This window comes from Propionivibrio sp. (genome assembly GCF_016790145.1).
GTDB lineage: Bacteria > Pseudomonadota > Gammaproteobacteria > Burkholderiales > Rhodocyclaceae > Propionivibrio.
In genome coordinates this window covers 23853-38479 of the sequence record NZ_JAEUOI010000219.1, presented here as the reverse complement: position 1 = coordinate 38479, position 14627 = coordinate 23853, and the positions used below count along the sequence as shown (strand labels likewise).

Sequence of the window (14627 nt, the reverse complement as noted above, 5' to 3'; positions counted from 1 at the left end):
CATCGTCGCCATCGGATATCGCGCTTACCCGTATGACGCCAGCAGGAATGAGGATCTGGCACGCAGCGAGCGGCGCAGCGCCCTGTGGCGGCTGTTCGTGGCCGGTTTCGGGATGATGCAGGTGATGATGTACGCCATCCCGGCCTATCTTGCCGGCGACGGGGACATGGCGCCCGACATCGAATTGCTGTTGCGCTGGGCGAGCCTGCTGCTGACCCTGCCGGTTGTCTTCTATTCAGCCGCACCCTTCTTCCGTGGCGCCTGGCGCGACCTGCGTCTGCGCCGGGTCGGGATGGATGTGCCGGTCGCCCTGGGCGTCGGTGCGGCCTTTGCGGCCAGCGTATGGGCGACGCTGACGGCCTCAGGCGAGGTCTATTTCGACTCGGTGACCATGTTTGTTTTCTTTCTGCTCGGCGGACGTTTCCTGGAAATGACGGCCAGGCAGCGCGCCGTGAGCTTCACCGAGGTGCTGGCCAGGCTGCTGCCTGCCCTGGCTACCCGGGTCACCGGCTACCCGCAGAATCGATCGCTTGAGCAGGTGATGGCGAGCGAGCTTGCGCCGGGCGAAGTGGTGCTGGTCAAGCCGGGGGAGACGATTCCGGCGGACGGGCAGGTGATTGAAGGCCTCAGTTGCGCCAATGAATCGCTGCTCACCGGTGAAAGCGCGCCGGTTGCCAAGGCTCCCGGGTCGGCGGTAACCGGCGGCGCGGTCAATGTCGAAAGCCCCTTGCTGATCAGGGTCGAGCAGGTCGGCGAGGCGACGCGTCTGTCGGCGATCATCCGCTTGATGGAGCGGGCGGCGATGGAGAAACCACGCATTGTCGAGCTCGCCGACCGTATAGCCGGCCGCTTCATCCTGGCGCTGCTCCTGATAGCGGCAACGGTGGCGCTGACCTGGTGGTTCATCGATCCGGCGAAAGTCTTGTGGATTACCGTTTCGGTACTGGTGGTGACTTGCCCCTGTGCCCTGTCGCTGGCTACGCCGGTGGCCCTGACGGTAGCCAGCGGCGCCATGGCGCGCGCCGGTCTGCTGGTAACCCACAGCCACGCGATCGAGACGCTGGCGCGGGCAACGCACTTTGTTTTCGACAAGACCGGGACGCTGACCACCGGGCAGATGAGCTTGCTGGAGGTATTGCCCCTGGGAGCACTCGACCGGGAGGCTTGTCTCGCGCTCGCGGCGGCCATCGAGCAGTCTTCCGAGCATCCAGTCGGGGTCGCGCTGCGCAAGGCGGCAACGGGTACCCTTCTTCCCGAGTTGACTGATGTGACCAATGAGCCAGGAAGCGGGATGCAGGCGCTGCATCGGGGCAGCACCATTCGTGTCGGGCGGCCGGACTATGTTGCGGCTTTACACGGTCAGCCGCTGCCTGAATCGGCGCGCTCTTTCGCAGCCAGCAGCGATACGGTGATTGCGTTGGGTAATCCCATGGGCTGGCTGGCACTGTTTCGTTTCGGCGATGAAATCCGCCCGCAAGCAGCGGCGATGGTCGCGGCGCTGCGTGCAGACGGACGCCACATCGCGCTGTTGACCGGCGATGCGGCGCCGGTGGCCGGCAAGGTGGCGCAGACTCTGGGAATCGACACGGTGGCAGCCGGCATTTCGCCGCAGGGCAAGCACGATTACGTTTGTCGTTTGCAGGCCGGCGGGGCGATCGTGGCGATGGTCGGTGATGGGGTCAATGACGCGCCGGTACTGGCTCAGGCGCAGGTTTCGGTGGCCATGGGCGGCGGTTCGCAGTTGGCGCGGACGCAGGCCGATCTGGTTTTGCTGTCGGAGAATCTTGATCATCTGAGCCGGGGATTTTTCGTCGCGCGTCGTTCCTTGCGCGTCATCCGGCAAAATCTGCTGTGGGCCTTTGCCTATAACCTGATTGCGCTGCCGCTGGCGATTTTTGGTTTCATCACGCCGTGGATGGCCGGCATCGGCATGTCCGGCAGTTCGCTGCTGGTTGTATTGAATTCCTTGCGGCTGCAGCGGTTCAGTGAGTATTGAGGAGTACTGATCGATCATGGAAAGCCTTTATCTGCTGATCCCGCTTTCGGTGGTGCTGGTTTTTCTGATTGGCCTCGTTTTCTGGTGGTCGCTGCGCAGTGGTCAATTCGACGATCTGGAGGGGCCGGGTTACCGGGTGCTGATGGATGATGACAAACTCGGTGATTCCTCCGCCGAGGCTCCCGATATTGCCCCCGACCTTACCCCTGATCCGGCCAGTTCGGCAGGCGAGAACGGCAAAAAGGACGTATCAGGTTAAACCCCTTTCGATAAGGTTAAAAACTTTCAGGAAGGCCGATGAAAATGCTCCTGAATCGAACATTTATTTATTTTTTGGAAGACGGAACTATTTCTAATCAGGCTTGTAGCGGTTAGAATAGGACGGTTTTCTAATGCTGCTTCAAGGGGAGTTTTAGCGGCATTTTGTTCCTGTAATTGATGTTCCAAATCAACAAGGGAGGTGGGTTCATGTCAGCAACTCAATCGACGTACAACTACAAGGTTGTGCGGCAATTTGCCGTGATGACGGTCATCTGGGGCATTGTCGGCATGCTGGTCGGCGTCATCATCGCGGCCCAACTGGTCTGGCCGGATTTGAATTTCGGGCCGTGGCTGACCTACGGCCGTCTGCGGCCCTTGCATACCAACGCGGTAATTTTTGCCTTCGGCGGTTGCGCGCTGTTTGCGACGTCCTATTACGTCGTTCAGCGTACCAGCCATGCCCGCCTGTTTGCCGGCGGTCTGGCCGCCTTCACCTTCTGGGGCTGGCAACTGGTCATCCTGCTGGCCGCGCTTTCGCTGCCGCTGGGTTTCACCTCCGGCAAGGAATACGCCGAACTTGAGTGGCCGATCGACATCCTGATCACTCTCGTCTGGGTTTCCTACGCCATCGTCTTCTTCGGCACCATTGCCAAGCGCAAGGTCAGCCACATCTATGTGGCCAACTGGTTCTTCGGCTCGATGATACTGACCGTCGCCGTGCTGCACCTGGTCAACAGCGCCGAGATTCCGGTTTTTGCCGCCGGCATTCTGACACCCAAGTCCTACTCGGCCTACGCCGGTGTCCAGGATGCGATGGTTCAGTGGTGGTATGGTCACAATGCGGTCGGTTTCTTCCTGACCACCGGCTTCCTCGGCATCATGTACTACTTTGTTCCGAAGCAGGCGGGTCGCCCAATCTATTCGTACCGGCTGTCGGTGGTGCACTTCTGGGCGCTGATCTTCACCTACATGTGGGCCGGCCCGCACCACCTGCACTACACCGCGCTGCCCGACTGGACGCAGTCGGTGGGCATGATCTTCTCACTGATCCTGCTGGCGCCGTCCTGGGGTGGCATGATCAACGGCATCATGACGCTGTCCGGTGCCTGGGGCAAGCTGCGTGACGATCCGATCCTGAAATTCCTGATTACCTCGCTGTCCTTCTACGGCATGTCGACATTCGAAGGCCCGATGATGTCGATCAAGACGGTCAATGCGTTGTCGCACTACACCGACTGGACGGTGGGCCACGTGCACTCCGGTGCGCTGGGCTGGGTGGCGATGATCACGATCGGCTCGATGTATTACCTGCTGCCGCGCCTGTTCGGCAAGCCTCAGATGCACAGCGTCAAACTGATGACCGTCCATTTCTGGGTGGCGACCATCGGCATCGTGCTTTACATCGCTTCGATGTGGATTGCCGGCGTCATGCAGGGCCTGATGTGGCGCACGAGCAACCCCGATGGCACGCTGGCGTACAGCTTCGTCGAATCGGTCAAGGCGACCTATCCATTCTGGGCCATTCGTCTGGTGGGCGGTGTGCTCTTCCTGTCGGGCATGCTGATCATGGCCTACAACATGTTCAAGACCATGGCCGGTGGAAGCACCGTCGATGCGCCGGTGCTGGTTCCGGCCGGCCAACACGCCTAACAGGGAGGCTCAAATAAAATGAAACTTACGCATGATTCGATAGAACGTAACGTCGGCTTGCTGATCGTCCTGACCGTGCTGACGATCATCTGGGGTGGGCTGGTCGAGATCGTTCCCTTGTTCTTCCAGAACGCGACGACGCAACCGGTGGATGGTCTCAAGCCGTACGATCCGGTGCGTCTGACCGGTCGCGACATCTATATCCGCGAAGGCTGTTACAACTGCCACTCGCAGATGATCCGCCCGTTCCGTGCCGAAACCGAGCGTTATGGCCACTACTCGGTGGCCGGCGAGTTCGTTTATGACCATCCGTTCCAGTGGGGTTCCAAACGTACCGGCCCGGATCTGCATCGGGTTGGCGGTCGCTATTCGGACGATTGGCACCGCGCGCACCTGAACAATCCGCGCGATGTGGTTCCCGAGTCCAACATGCCGGCTTATGCCTTCCTCGGCAAGACCCCGGTCAACGCCTCGACGATCGGAGCCAAGATGAGCGCCCTGCGCATGGTGGGAGTGCCTTACACCGATGCGGAGATCGCCGAAGCCGGCAAGCAACTCGAAGGCAAAACCGAGCTCGACGTTCTGGTCGCCTATCTGCAGGGGCTGGGAATCGAGCTGAAAGGGGCCAAGTAAGGCCATGGATATCAACGATCTGCGATCCCTCGTTACGGTCGTCTTCCTGGTGACCTTCCTGGGTATTGTCTGGTGGGCTTACGGCTTGAAGGGCAACAAGAAACGCTTCGAGGAAGCGGCCAATTTGCCGTTTGCAGATGAGGAAGTGGATCGAGCCGAACTCGGTCTTTCTTCCGGCAACGAAAAAAGGAAAATATCATGAACATTTTTGTCAATCAGTTCTGGAACTGGTATGTCATCCTGCTGGTGCTGGGAAGTGTCCTGATCTGCGGCGTCTTTCTCTGGTCGCAAAGCATTCACCATCCGGGTAGCGAACAGACGAGCGATACCACGGGTCATGTGTGGGATGAGTCACTTCAGGAGTACAACAATCCGCTACCCAAGTGGTGGATGTGGCTGTTCTATATCACCATTGTCTTCGCGCTGGTTTATGCCCTTCTGTTTCCGACGCTCGGCAGCTTCCAGGGACTGCTCGGCTGGTCATCCAGCGGCCAGTACCAGATTGAACGTCAAAGAGTCGATGCCCAGGTCAATCCGCTTTTCGATAAGTTCCTGAAGATGGATCTGCAGACCGTCGCCGCCAACAAGGAGGCGATGGAAATGAGTGCCCGCCTGTACCAGACCTATTGCACGCAGTGTCATGGCGCAGCAGCCCAGGGGTCGAGAGAGCAGGGTTATCCCAACCTCACCGACAAGGACTGGCAGTGGGGTGGCGAGCCAGCCCAGATCGTCGAGACGATCACCGCCGGGCGCATGGGCATGATGCCGGCTTATGGCGGCAACCCGGATGCCATCGGTGGCGAAGCCGGCGCCAGGGAAGTGGCCAATTATGTGCGCTCGCTCTCCGGCCTGAGTAACGACAGTGCGCTTGCGGCCAAGGGCAAGCCTAAGTTCGAGACCGTTTGTGCGGCCTGTCATGGTCAGGATGGCAAGGGGATGTATGCCCTCGGGGCCCCTAACCTGACCGACAAGGTCTGGATCTACGGTAATTCCGAGGCCAAGATTGTTGAAGCCATTACCAAGGGGCGCGCTAACCAGATGCCGGCCATGAAGGACTTCCTCGGGGAAGCAAAGATTCACTTGCTGTCCGCTTATGTGCTTAATCTGAGCATGGGTGGCGAGAAGAAATAATCATTGGGTTGGCCCGGGCGGGGCAACGCGAGTTGCCCTTTCTTTTTTATCCAGGGAGAACGATCTGATCCTTGTCAAAATTGCATGTCACCTTCTTTCGAATATTAGAGTAACGTGTAATTCTTAAATGGATTAGAAAGCACAGTCATGAACAAGGCCGTGAATAAATCAAGCCAGCCGATTGTCATCAATACCGAGGGGCTGTACGAGAAACACAAAACGATTTACGCGCGCAGCGTCAAGGGTGTTTTCAACAACTGGCGCTGGGCCATGGTTTTTGTTACCCAGGCGTTGTTCTACGGTCTTTGCTGGATCGACTGGGGTGGACGCCAGGCCGTTCTCTTCCACCTGGTCGAGCGGAAGTTCTATATTTTTGGTATGGTTTTCTGGCCACAGGATGCGATTTATCTGGCTGTCCTGCTGGTTATCTCGGCCTATTCCCTGTTTCTGGTGACAGCGGTTGGTGGCCGTCTGTTCTGCGGTTACGCCTGCCCGCAGACGGTCTATACCGAGCTGTTCATGTGGATCGAGCGCAAGCTCGAAGGCGAGCGACCGGCACGCATGAAGCTCGACGCGCAGCCAATGAATCCGCGCAAGCTCCGCCTAAAGGCGATCAAGCATTCGCTCTGGCTTCTTGTAGCGCTGTGGACCGGGGTCACCTTTGTTGGCTACTTCACGCCGATCAGGGAGCTCATCGGCTCGATTGCCAGCCTTACGCTGGGACCCTGGGAGATCTTCTGGATTTTTTTCTACGCGGCTTTCCTCTACATGATGGCCGGCTTCATGCGCGAGCAGGTATGCAAGTACATGTGCCCTTATGCGCGTTTTCAGGGCGTCATGTTCGACCCCGATTCCTTGATCATCACCTACGATGCCGAGCGTGGCGAGCCGCGCGGCCTGCGCAAGAAAAGCGTCGATGCAAAAGCCCAAAATCTCGGCGACTGCGTCGATTGCGGCATCTGCGTCCAGGTTTGCCCCACCGGTATCGACATCCGCAACGGCCTGCAGTACGAGTGCATTGCCTGTGCCGCCTGTATCGATGCCTGCGATACGGTGATGGACAAAGTTGGCTATCCGCGCGGGCTGGTGCGTTACTCGACCGAAAATGCACTGGCCAAGCACTACAAGCCGCGCGACATCCTCGCTCATCTGATGCGTCCGCGCACTATCCTGTACACATCGATCCTGCTGGTTATCATTAGTGCGACGGCCTGGAGTCTAAGCTCTCGCATCCCACTCAGGGTCGATATCCTGCGCGATCGCTCAACGCTCTACCGTGAAGCGGACGACGGACGAATCGAGAACGTGTTCACGCTGAACGTGATGAATACCGATGCCACGACTCATCGTTACGCGATCAGTGTCAGCGGCATCGAGGGGATCGACATCGCGGGCGATCGGATCATCGAAGTGCCAGCCGCTTCCAACAAGAGCGTTCTGGTCATCGTATCGGCTCAGGACGCCAGCAAGGGTTCGAACAGGATTTTCTTTGATGTTCGTGCGCAGAATCACGACTCGATTGCCGTGCGCGAGAAGACGACTTTCTTCATGCCATGAATCAGAAATTGATTGCCATCAAGCCCTGGTATCGCCATCCCTGGCCATGGATTCTAATGGCCGGACCGTTCATTGTTGTCATTGCCGGGTTTGCCACACTGTATCTGGCCGTCTGGAGCAATGATGGCCTGGTCGATGACGACTACTACAAGCAGGGTCTGGCCGTGAATCAGGTGACGGCACGCAACCAGAGTGCCGTCAGGCTGGGCTTGCAGGCCGATCTGATGCTGAGTACCGATGGGAAGCAAATCCGGATTCTGCTGCGCGGGAAGCCGGACACTGTTCTGCCGGATGTGCTCAAACTGCGCATTGCTCATCCAACCCGCGCCGGTGTTGATCAGAACGTGCTCCTGCGCACCGATGGCGCGGGGACTTATTCGGGCAGGCTGGATGCTCTTCTGACGGGCCGCTGGCGTATTGCCCTGGAAGACGAGAAGGGCGAATGGCGTTTGACCGGCGACTGGAACATTGAAAATAATGCATCGCTACGTTTGCCCGACGAAGCGAAAACCGATGTCGGTTCTGCTCTAATTTCCGATAGCAAGGGGAGGTAAGTGATGGCCTGGAACACGTTGTTTACAAGCGATATCGGGCTTTTCAGCCTGTTCGTCATCGTTTTTATTGTGGGGATGGCGTTCTGGTTCGCGCGCTTCTTTTCCAGAAAGATACGCGAAGAAGAGCAGCAGACGCAGGCAAAGTTGAGAAGCAACAGGTGAAGTGAGCTGCTGCCGGTTTCAGGGTAGTCGCTCGACGCTACCTGTTCTTGTCGAACTTCTCGAGCAGTTGCCTGAGTTTCTCGCTACGCTGACGCTCCTGCGCTTCGGCCTCGCGTTGCGCCTTGCGCCGTTCGGCATCCTTCCGGAAGCGTTCGCGCAGGACTTCAGTGGCATGGCTGCGGTGCGTAGCCATCACTTCGGCCCCTGCGTTACCGTCTAGATCGAGACGGTGGGTCGCTTTCTCCATTGTCTTGAGATAACGCAGCGAGTTGGTATGCATGCCCAGCGCGATGCGCAGGGTTTTACGCTCAATATCGGGTAGCCGTTCAAGAATTTGCTTGTCGATGCCGATGACCAGTGGCGAGCACTCGCGGAAAACCGGGTAATTTTCCTGCAAGGTTTTGAGCAGTGCGCGAGCATTCTGGCCTGGATTGTCAGGAGGGGTGGGTGTGTTCATGGGCACACTGTCTTTTTTCAGATTTTCCGGAAGCCTAGCAGCATACCACTTTGTCATGCAGCGCACGCGACCGGCGTGCGCGCACGACGAAGTGCTCAGAAATGCATGCCGCGCATGATCTGGGTGAAGGCGATCTGATCAGCCGATGGTGTTTGCAGCGCAGCGGGCTTCTTGCTCTGACCAGCGGCGATCGAATCGGGGAACATGCGGAAGCTTGTATTCATGACGATTTGTGCCACTTTCGGCATCAGAGAATGCAGCAGGGCACCAAAGATTCCCAGCCGTGTGGCAATGCGCACCGGTTTGTGGATGATGGCGTTGACCACCATCATGGCGGCTTCTTCGGGTGTGAGTGTGGGCACCTGCTCATAGAGTTTGGTCGGCGAGATCATCGGGGTCTTGACAAGTGGCATGTTGATCGTCGTAAAGTCGATGTGTCGGTCAGCAAACTCCGACGCTGCACAACGCGTCCAGGCATCCATGGCGGCTTTTGAAGCAACATAAGCCGAGAAGCGCGGGGCATTGGTCAACACCCCGATCGATGAAATGTTGACCACCATTCCCTTTTTCTTCTTGATCATCCCCGGCAGCAAGCCCATGGTCAGGCGTAGCGCGCCAAAATAATTGACTTCCATGGTTCGTTCATAGTCGTGGAAACGATCGAACGAATTCTCTATGCCGCGACGTATCGAACGTCCGGCATTATTGACCAGAATATCGACGCCGCCGAGCTGCTCGTCCATGATCTTGACGAAGGCATCGCATTGTTCCTTCGAGGCAATGTCGACGACGTGTGTGATCAGCTTCAGACCGGCCGCCTCGAATTCGGCGCGTGTCTCGTCAAGCTGCTGGGCATCGCGCGCAATGGTGACAGCGATGGCGCCGGCCTCGGCAATCTTGCGGATGGTTGCTTTCCCGATACCCGAGGAGCCGCCGGTTACCAGCACAACCTTGCCTTCGACCTGACCGCGCAGGCTGTAATCAATGAACAGGTCCGGGTCAAGATGGCGTTCCCAGTAGTCCCAAAGACGCCAAGCATACGTGTCAAGCGGCGGCACGGCAATGTCAGTGCCCTTGAGTACGCGCAGTGTTTCGCGGCAATCGAAACGGGTCGGGTAATTGATGAACTCGAAAATGCTGTCGGGGAGACCGAGATCCTTCATCACCGCATTGCGAATGCGGCGAATCGGCGTCAGTGCGAACAGCGCCTTGCGGATGTGCTTGGGAATGAAGCCAAAAATCGCGGCATTGATTCGCATGGTCATTTGCGGCGCGTGCGCCGCACGGGCAAAACTGTTGAGCAGGTCGCCGACACGCATCGGACTCGGGTCGGTCAGATGGAAGCACTTGCCGTCTTCATTTTTCAGGTGGGCGATGTGATCCATCGCCGCAACAACGAAATCGACCGGAACGACATTGATGCGCCCGCCTTCAATGCCGATCGTCGGCATCCAGCTCGGCAGGAGCTTGCGCATTTTCTGGATCAGTTTGAAGAAGTAGTATGGCCCGTCGATCTTGTCCATCTCGCCGGTGCGCGAGTCGCCGACGACAATGGCCGGGCGGAAGATGCGCCATGGCACGTGGCACTCCGTGCGCACGATGCCTTCGGAATCGTGCTTGGTGCGGAAGTAGGGGTTTTCCAGGTTCTCGGCTTCTTCGAACATGTCTTCGCGAAAGAGGCCTTCAAACAGGCCTGCCGAGGCAATCGAACTGACCAGGTGAAAATGCTTGACGGCCATGGTTTCAGCCAGGCCGACGGTGTTGCGCGTTCCATCCACATTGGCACGCTGCTGATCCTCCGCACTGGCCTTGAGGTCGTAAATCGCTGCGAGGTGGAAGAAGTGAGTGATCTTGCCTTTCAGTTTGCGAATTTCGGTTTGCACTACCCCAAGATTCGGCTGCGTGAGATCGCCGACGATCGGGATCGCGCGTGTCGCATCGACGCCCCAGTAATCCCTGAATTCATCGATGCGTTGCAGCTCAATGGTGCGCACGAGAAAATAAACAACGCTATCGGGACGTGCAAGAAGTTTGGCAACAAGTCGTTTGCCGATAAAACCGGTGGCGCCGGTTACAAAATAGTTCATACACTTCTCCTGGTTGGATGCGAGCCTGGAATCGATTTTAGAGGGTAATGCCTAGGCTATTAGTATGCCCCCTCTATTTATTGTCTCTACAATGGCATCAAGGAGCAAGAGAAAACGCTTGCCGACCTTACAAGTAGTAAAGCGAACGGACATGACTTTGTCAATCAATCAAGGTAATGAAGACTGTGCCCGTTACTCTCACCCCCGACCCCTCTTCAGAGAGCGAAGGGAGATTCGAAAGTTGCTAGAACAACTTTCATGATAAAGGAGTTTGAAATGGGAAAGAAACTGAAAGCACTGGCCGGTAGTTTGACCGAAAACCAACTTGCACTCACCGTCAAGGATTCCGCACAGCAGATCTGGCTGGCCGGGCTCGGTGCATTTGCCAAGGCCCAGGAAGAGGGCGGCAAGGTCTTTGATGCGCTGGTCAAGGAAGGTGAAAGCATTCAGGCGCGGACGCGCAAAATGACCGATGAAAAGATCGCCGTCGTTGCCGGTAAGGCAGCCGGTACTTGGGATCGCTTGGAGCAGGTGTTCGAAGACCGTGTTGCACGTGCTCTCGGCAGCCTGGGTGTACCGAGCAAGAAGGATATCGAAAAGCTTTCCAGGCGTGTCGTTGAACTCACCGCCGTCGTACAGGGCCTGACCGAACAGAAGGCTGCAGCCAAGCCCGCTGCGAAACCTGCTGCAAAACCGGCAGTCAAGGCCGTCGCCAAGCCGGCAGCCCGGGCCGTTGCCAAACCAGTCGCCAGGAAGCCTGCGGCCAAGCCGGCCGCTGCGAAGGCTATACCGCCAGTCACCCCGGCTGATGTGCTGAAGAATATCTCGCATACCAACCACTAAGCTGGTAGGGGTCCGGGCGGGAGGGCCGCCTGTCAGAGTGTGAGTTTCTACAACACACTCTGACGGGGAGCTTCTGTCTTGGGGCAGTGAGAGACGTACCGGCTGTTTTTTCGGGAGATACTTGATGGCCGCTGGAGCCTTGCGTTCGAAGGTCGGGTTGGCGCTTGCCGGCGGTGGGCCTGTGGGCGGAATCTACGAGGTCGGTGCCATGGCTGCGTTGGCCGAAGCGCTAGAGGGGGCCGATTTCAACGAGTTCGATTTCTTCGTCGGCGTCAGTTCAGGAAGCATAATCGCCGCTGCGCTGGCCAACGGATTGCGAGCAGATACGCTGGCCCGAATGTTGGTTGAGAACGATACGGATGAGGTTTTCGACCCCGAGGTCCTGTTGCGCCCGGCTTTCGGCGAGTACTACAGACGTGCGCGTTCCGTGCCACCGTTGCTCTGGTCGTCTTTGCGGCATTATTTTTCCGACCCTTGGCATCTCGGTCTGTTCGAGTCGTTTCAGCGCCTGAGCCACGCGCTTCCGGCCGGTGTATTCGATAATGCCGGCATTGATCAACTGCTCAGAAAACTGTTCTCGAGCGCGGGGCGAAGTAACGATTTCCGGCAGCTCAAACACAAGCTCTTCCTGGTCGCGACCGATCTTGATACTGGCGAGTCGGTGGCTTTTGGCGGGGCAGGGCATGACGATGTGCCGATCTCACTGGCCGTTCAGGCCAGTGCCGCCTTGCCCGGATTGTTTCCTCCAGTAAAGATCAACGGACATTATTATGTCGATGGCGCGTTGATCAAGACACTGCACGCCTCTGTGGCCTTGCGCGAGGGTGCCGATCTGGTGATTTGCATCAACCCGCTGGTGCCTTTTGATTCCGAACTGGCGGCCAGACATGAGCACCGTGAACATGATGCGCGCAGACCCGAGCATCTGGTTGACGGGGGCTTGCCGGTCGTCCTGTCGCAAACATTCCGCGCCATCATCCATTCCCGCATGCGCACCGGTATGGATCGCTACCGGCATGAATACGAGGGTTCCGATGTGGTGTTGTTCGAGCCAGGTCGTGACGATGCGGAAATGTTCTTTACCAATGTCTTCAGTTACCGCAGCCGTAGCCGCTTGTGCGAACATGCCTATCAGCGTACGCGCACCGATCTTTACCGGCGTCGCCATGAACTCGCGCCAGTTTTCGAGCGCCATGGTTTCCATCTGAACGTTTCTGTTCTTCGCGATCACAGCCGTTCGTTGCTGTCTAAAAAACGTCATCCCGATCTGGTATCAACCGCGACGGCGCTCGATACTTCGCTGCACGATCTCGAATGCTGGCTGGAGTTGCAAAAAGCCTGATTTCTGGCACAGTCTTGCTGGCGGTCCTGAGATTTCGATTGGCGATGCTTTGCCTGAGCTGGCGAGGGGGTGTTGACATTCATTTCATGGGCGCGACGGTCTCTGTGCGGGATGTGGCGCAAGGCGCGGCTGGTGCCAAGCTAGCCGCCGCAACGTTTCGAAGCGCCCGCACAGAGGCCGTCCCGAAGGGTTGCCGCGAGGGGGCGGCGTCTGCGTTGTTGCTCGCCGTGCCCGCACCCCGGTGCGGGCGGAGGCGCGCGCCTAGCATCCACCGCCCCCTCGTGGCAACGCGATCCACGAAATGAATGTCAACACCCCCTATGGCTTGCTATCATGTGAACTGGTCACTTATCCGGAGTATCTGCGATGACATCCCGTGAGCGCGTTCGTGAACGTATCGCCAGCGTCGATACGGCATGGTTGCGTATGGATCGGCCGAGCAATCTGATGCAGATTATCGGCGTGATGATTTTTGCCGGACGCCTGGATCCCCAGCGCTTGAAGCGTACCGTCGCCAAGCGCCTGCAGCGCTACGCACGCTTCCATCAAATCGCCGAACAGAATTCAGAGGGTGCCTGGTGGGTAGATGACGATGATTTCGACATCGATACCCATGTTCGGCAGTCGCTCCTGCCCTCGCCCTGCGGCAAGCGTGAACTGGAGAAGTTCGTCGCCGAACTGGCCAGTGAGCCGCTTAACCCGTCGCGCCCACGCTGGGAGTATCAGCTTGTCGAAACCGCCGAGGGTGACTCGGCCCTGGTCATTCGCATTCATCACGCCATTGCTGACGGCATTGCTCTCATCGGTGTGTTGAATTCACTGACCGATGAGAGCGCCGATGCACCTGAAGAGGGTGGGCTGAAGCCGTCTACCAGGCGTGGTTCTCACGTCGACGATGAAACGGACGAGGATGATAACTTCTGGAACAGTATCGCCGAGCCGATTACCGACCTGGCGCTTGCGTCGATCCGTATCGGCGGCAACCTGTGGGGCCAGTACCAGGGGTTGCGCAAGGACCCTGGTTCAATCCGCGACTATGCCAGCGTCGCCGGTTCGCTGGCCAATGAAGTCAAAAAGCTGGCGTTGATGCCCAACGACAGCGCTACACGCTTCAAGGGCAAGCCAGGTACGGTCAAGCGCGTGGCGTGGTCGGAACCGATTCCCCTGCCTCAGGTCAAGGCCGTTGGCCGCGTCCTCGGCTGTTCCGTGAACGACATGCTGCTTTCCGCCGTGGCGGGAGCATTGCGCGGCTACCTCCTGGAGCAGGGCGATAGCGCAATGGACACCGAGATACGCGCCCTGGTGCCGGTGAATCTGCGCTCGACTGACAGCAATGAGAAGCTGGGTAACCATTTCGGACTGGTCGCTCTCGAGTTGCCGGTTGGCATAGAGAATCCCCTGACTCGTTTGTACACCACACGTGAGCGGATGCAGGCGCTCAAGGGTTCCTATCAGGCGCCGGTGACTTACAGCCTTCTCGGACTGGTCGGCATGGCGCCCCGGTTTTTGCAGCAACAGGTGCTCGACCTGCTGTCCAGCAAAGCCACGGCAGTGATGACCAATGTCCCAGGGCCGCAGCAGGCGCGCTATATGGCCGGGGTCAAACTCAGGCAGCAGATGTTCTGGGTGCCGCAGTCGGGTAGCATCGGTATCGGCGTCAGTATCCTCTCCTATGACGGCCAGGTACAGTTCGGGTTGATTACCGATAAAAACATGGTTGACGATCCCGAGCGTATCGTCGAACGTTTTGCGCTTGAATTCGAAAAACTGCTTTGGCTGGTCCTGATGGAGCCTTGGGCGCGACTTGGCAATCCGGCGGCCGTTGAAGCGGTGCTGCTCGAAGAAGTATGACGTCGTAATGTTGAACAGTCGCGATTGCTAGATGTGGCCTGTCCGGATTTCTCTTGTCATTCCCTGGCGCCAGGTTGTCGCCTGGGCTGTGTTTTGGAGTTTC

14 protein-coding genes are annotated in these 14627 nt (G+C 58.0%); 12 read left to right on the top strand and 2 right to left on the bottom strand.

Features of this window, described 5'->3' with window-relative positions:
* From JNM42_RS17660 to JNM42_RS17620, 9 genes are all read left to right on the top strand, one after another.
* On the top strand, nt 1-1996 hold a 1996-nt coding region (locus tag JNM42_RS17660; protein WP_294273324.1), incomplete at its 5' end, for a heavy metal translocating P-type ATPase.
* A gap of 16 nt (nt 1997-2012) precedes the next feature.
* A complete protein-coding gene (gene ccoS / locus JNM42_RS17655; RefSeq protein ID WP_294273322.1) occupies nt 2013-2255 on the top strand; it encodes a cbb3-type cytochrome oxidase assembly protein CcoS in 243 nt (80 codons plus the stop codon).
* A gap of 209 nt (nt 2256-2464) precedes the next feature.
* Nucleotides 2465-3907 (top strand): cytochrome-c oxidase, cbb3-type subunit I, encoded by a 1443-nt coding sequence (ccoN, locus tag JNM42_RS17650; protein WP_294273320.1) that lies wholly within the window; start codon nt 2465-2467, stop codon nt 3905-3907.
* Between the two features lie 18 nt (nt 3908-3925).
* Nucleotides 3926-4540, top strand: coding sequence for a cytochrome-c oxidase, cbb3-type subunit II (ccoO, locus tag JNM42_RS17645; protein WP_294273317.1), 615 nt, complete (start codon nt 3926-3928; stop codon nt 4538-4540).
* A 4-nt stretch (nt 4541-4544) separates the two neighbouring features.
* Entirely contained in the window at nt 4545-4742 is a 198-nt protein-coding gene (locus JNM42_RS17640) for a cbb3-type cytochrome c oxidase subunit 3 (protein WP_294273314.1), read from the top strand.
* Nucleotides 4739-5671 (top strand): cytochrome-c oxidase, cbb3-type subunit III, encoded by a 933-nt coding sequence (ccoP, locus tag JNM42_RS17635; RefSeq protein WP_294273311.1) that lies wholly within the window; start codon nt 4739-4741, stop codon nt 5669-5671. The genes JNM42_RS17640 and ccoP overlap by 4 nt, the downstream gene beginning before the upstream one ends.
* A gap of 147 nt (nt 5672-5818) precedes the next feature.
* A complete protein-coding gene (ccoG, locus tag JNM42_RS17630; RefSeq protein ID WP_294273309.1) occupies nt 5819-7228 on the top strand; it encodes a cytochrome c oxidase accessory protein CcoG in 1410 nt (469 codons plus the stop codon).
* The gene (locus JNM42_RS17625) at nt 7225-7782 is read left to right on the top strand and encodes a FixH family protein (RefSeq protein ID WP_294273305.1); all 558 of its coding nucleotides are present in this window, start codon (nt 7225-7227) and stop codon (nt 7780-7782) included. The genes ccoG and JNM42_RS17625 overlap by 4 nt, the downstream gene beginning before the upstream one ends.
* A gap of 3 nt (nt 7783-7785) precedes the next feature.
* Nucleotides 7786-7944, top strand: a complete 159-nt coding sequence (locus JNM42_RS17620; RefSeq protein WP_294273301.1) for a DUF3149 domain-containing protein — start codon at nt 7786-7788, stop codon at nt 7942-7944.
* A gap of 37 nt (nt 7945-7981) precedes the next feature.
* Here JNM42_RS17620 and JNM42_RS17615 read toward each other — a convergent pair whose 3' ends face one another.
* Entirely contained in the window at nt 7982-8401 is a 420-nt protein-coding gene (locus tag JNM42_RS17615; protein ID WP_294273298.1) for a ProQ/FinO family protein, read from the bottom strand.
* A gap of 95 nt (nt 8402-8496) precedes the next feature.
* A complete protein-coding gene (locus JNM42_RS17610; protein ID WP_294273295.1) occupies nt 8497-10488 on the bottom strand; it encodes an SDR family oxidoreductase in 1992 nt (663 codons plus the stop codon).
* A 276-nt stretch (nt 10489-10764) separates the two neighbouring features.
* Between JNM42_RS17610 and JNM42_RS17605 the strand changes: the two genes are divergently transcribed.
* The 3 genes from JNM42_RS17605 (at nt 10765) to JNM42_RS17595 (ending at nt 14524) form a co-directional block, all read left to right on the top strand.
* On the top strand, nt 10765-11331 hold the full coding sequence (locus JNM42_RS17605) for a phasin family protein (RefSeq protein WP_294273292.1): 567 nt from the start codon (nt 10765-10767) through the stop codon (nt 11329-11331).
* A 124-nt stretch (nt 11332-11455) separates the two neighbouring features.
* A complete protein-coding gene (locus JNM42_RS17600; RefSeq protein WP_294273289.1) occupies nt 11456-12673 on the top strand; it encodes a patatin-like phospholipase family protein in 1218 nt (405 codons plus the stop codon).
* A 366-nt stretch (nt 12674-13039) separates the two neighbouring features.
* Complete coding sequence (locus JNM42_RS17595; RefSeq protein WP_294273286.1) at nt 13040-14524, top strand: wax ester/triacylglycerol synthase family O-acyltransferase; 1485 nt, start codon at nt 13040-13042, stop codon at nt 14522-14524.
* Nucleotides 14525-14627 lie beyond the last annotated feature (103 nt).

Coding starts and splice junctions, on each gene's coding strand:
- ccoS (WP_294273322.1), top strand. CDS start 2,013: ATGGAAAGCCTTTATCTGCTGATCCCGCTTTCGGTGGTGCTGGTTTTT.
- ccoN (WP_294273320.1), top strand. CDS start 2,465: ATGTCAGCAACTCAATCGACGTACAACTACAAGGTTGTGCGGCAATTT.
- ccoO (WP_294273317.1), top strand. CDS start 3,926: ATGAAACTTACGCATGATTCGATAGAACGTAACGTCGGCTTGCTGATC.
- JNM42_RS17640 (WP_294273314.1), top strand. CDS start 4,545: ATGGATATCAACGATCTGCGATCCCTCGTTACGGTCGTCTTCCTGGTG.
- ccoP (WP_294273311.1), top strand. CDS start 4,739: ATGAACATTTTTGTCAATCAGTTCTGGAACTGGTATGTCATCCTGCTG.
- ccoG (WP_294273309.1), top strand. CDS start 5,819: ATGAACAAGGCCGTGAATAAATCAAGCCAGCCGATTGTCATCAATACC.
- JNM42_RS17625 (WP_294273305.1), top strand. CDS start 7,225: ATGAATCAGAAATTGATTGCCATCAAGCCCTGGTATCGCCATCCCTGG.
- JNM42_RS17620 (WP_294273301.1), top strand. CDS start 7,786: ATGGCCTGGAACACGTTGTTTACAAGCGATATCGGGCTTTTCAGCCTG.
- JNM42_RS17615 (WP_294273298.1), bottom strand. CDS start 8,401: ATGAACACACCCACCCCTCCTGACAATCCAGGCCAGAATGCTCGCGCA.
- JNM42_RS17610 (WP_294273295.1), bottom strand. CDS start 10,488: ATGAACTATTTTGTAACCGGCGCCACCGGTTTTATCGGCAAACGACTT.
- JNM42_RS17605 (WP_294273292.1), top strand. CDS start 10,765: ATGGGAAAGAAACTGAAAGCACTGGCCGGTAGTTTGACCGAAAACCAA.
- JNM42_RS17600 (WP_294273289.1), top strand. CDS start 11,456: ATGGCCGCTGGAGCCTTGCGTTCGAAGGTCGGGTTGGCGCTTGCCGGC.
- JNM42_RS17595 (WP_294273286.1), top strand. CDS start 13,040: ATGACATCCCGTGAGCGCGTTCGTGAACGTATCGCCAGCGTCGATACG.